The organism is Lysobacter yangpyeongensis, from assembly GCF_042655745.1.
Lineage (GTDB): Bacteria > Pseudomonadota > Gammaproteobacteria > Xanthomonadales > Xanthomonadaceae > Agrilutibacter > Agrilutibacter yangpyeongensis.
Map to the genome: position 1 here is coordinate 1 of NZ_JBHSNM010000024.1, position 1,832 is coordinate 1,832.

The following is a 1,832-nucleotide window of genomic DNA, read 5'->3' on the forward strand; positions in this document are numbered from 1 at the left end:
TTCGCGCAGGACGCCGCACCCGCGCCGCAGGAAAAGGAAGCCACGACCCTCGAGCGCATCGAGGTCACCGGTTCGCGCATCAAGCGCACCGACATCGAGACCTCGCAGCCGGTGTTCTCGCTCAGCCGCGACGACATCCAGGCGCAAGGCCTGACCTCGGTCGGCGACGTGATCCAGAACATCACGTCGAACGGCTCGACCCTCAACACCACGATGAACAACGGCGGCAACGGCGAGACCCGCGTCAGCCTGCGCAACCTCGGCTCCAACCGCACCCTGGTGCTGGTCAATGGCCGTCGCTGGATCGGTGGTACCGGTCTGGGCGGCGCGGTCGACCTCAACACCATCCCGACCGCCGCGGTCGAACGCATCGAAGTGCTGAAGGACGGCGCCTCCTCGATCTACGGCTCCGACGCCATCGCCGGCGTGGTCAACGTGATCCTGCGCCAGAACTTCGACGGCGCCGAAGCCAACGCCTACTTCGGCCAGTTCGACAAGGGCGACGGCACCCGTGAGTCCTACGACTTCACCGTCGGCAGCGCCGGCGACCGCTGGGCCGCCATGCTCGGCGTCGGCTATGTGAAGGAAGAGCCGGTGTGGGCGGGCGACCGCGACATCTCCAAGGAACCCGTCGCCGGCACCGGCGCTGCCTTCGGCAGCACCACCTCGCCGGACGGCCGCTTCGCGCTGTGCTCGGGCGTGTTCACGCCGGGCGCCTGCTCGGTCGGTCAGACCCGTCCGGACGGCACCGCCGGCCAGTTCTCCTACAACCCGGGCCAGACCCCGGCCGATTGGCGCCCGTGGGGCGCCGGTCCCAACGACGTCTACAACTTCGCGCCGGACAACTACCTGCTGACCCCGCAGGAGCGCCGCTCGATCTTCGCCAACGGCTCGCTGGACATCACCGACAACCTGCGCTTCAAGGTCACCACGACCTACAACGAGCGCGTGTCCGAGCAGCTGCTGGCCGCCATGCCGATCGTGCTGGGCACCGGCCCCGGCGCCAACACGCAGTCGCGTGCGGTGTCGATCAGCCCCTTCAGCCTCTACAACCCGTTCGGCAATCCCGACCTGGGCGGCGACGGCGTCACCTCGGTCAGCCGCATCCAGCGTCGTGCGGTGGAGACGGGCGGCCGTTCGTTCAACCAGGACGTGACCACCTTCGCGTTCGACGGTGCGTTCGAAGGCAGTTTCGACATCTTCAACGACCGCGTCCTGGATTGGGAAGCCGGCTTCTTCTGGGGCCGCAACCAGTCCAACAACGTCACCAACGGCCTGTTCAACGTGCTCGCGCTGAAGGACGGCCTGGGCCCGTCGATGCTCGACGGCAGCGGCAATCCGGTGTGCGTGCGCACCCCGGGCGACCTGTCCACCGTCATCTCCGGCTGCGTGCCGATCAACCTGCTCGGCGGCGTGGGTTCGCTGACCCAGGACATGCTGGACTACGCGACCTTCGTCGCGCACGACCAGTTCGAGTACAAGCAGAAGACCTACTACGCCAACATCGGCGGCGAACTGTTCGACATCGGCGACGCCGGTGCGTTCGCGTTCTCCTTCGGTCTGGAACACCGCACCGAGTCGGGCTTCGACTCGCCCGACGCGCTGATCAACTCGGGCAACACCACCGGTAACGCCCGCACCGCGACCAAGGGTGGTTACAAGGTCGACGAGGCTTACCTCGAACTGGCGATCCCGGTGCTGAAGGACCTGCCGGGCGCCCGCCTGCTCGACTTCAGCGTCGCGACCCGCTACTCGGACTACAGCAACTTCGGCGACACGCTCAACAGCAAGTTCGGTTTCCGCTGGAAGCCGATCGACGACCTGATGGTCCG

The 1,832-nt window shown here is 67.1% G+C and carries 1 protein-coding gene; it reads left to right on the top strand.

Annotated elements, in window-relative coordinates:
• Nucleotides 1-1,832: TonB-dependent receptor plug domain-containing protein (locus tag ACFPN1_RS16240; RefSeq protein ID WP_386756265.1), on the top strand; the 1,832-nt coding region annotated here is incomplete at both ends.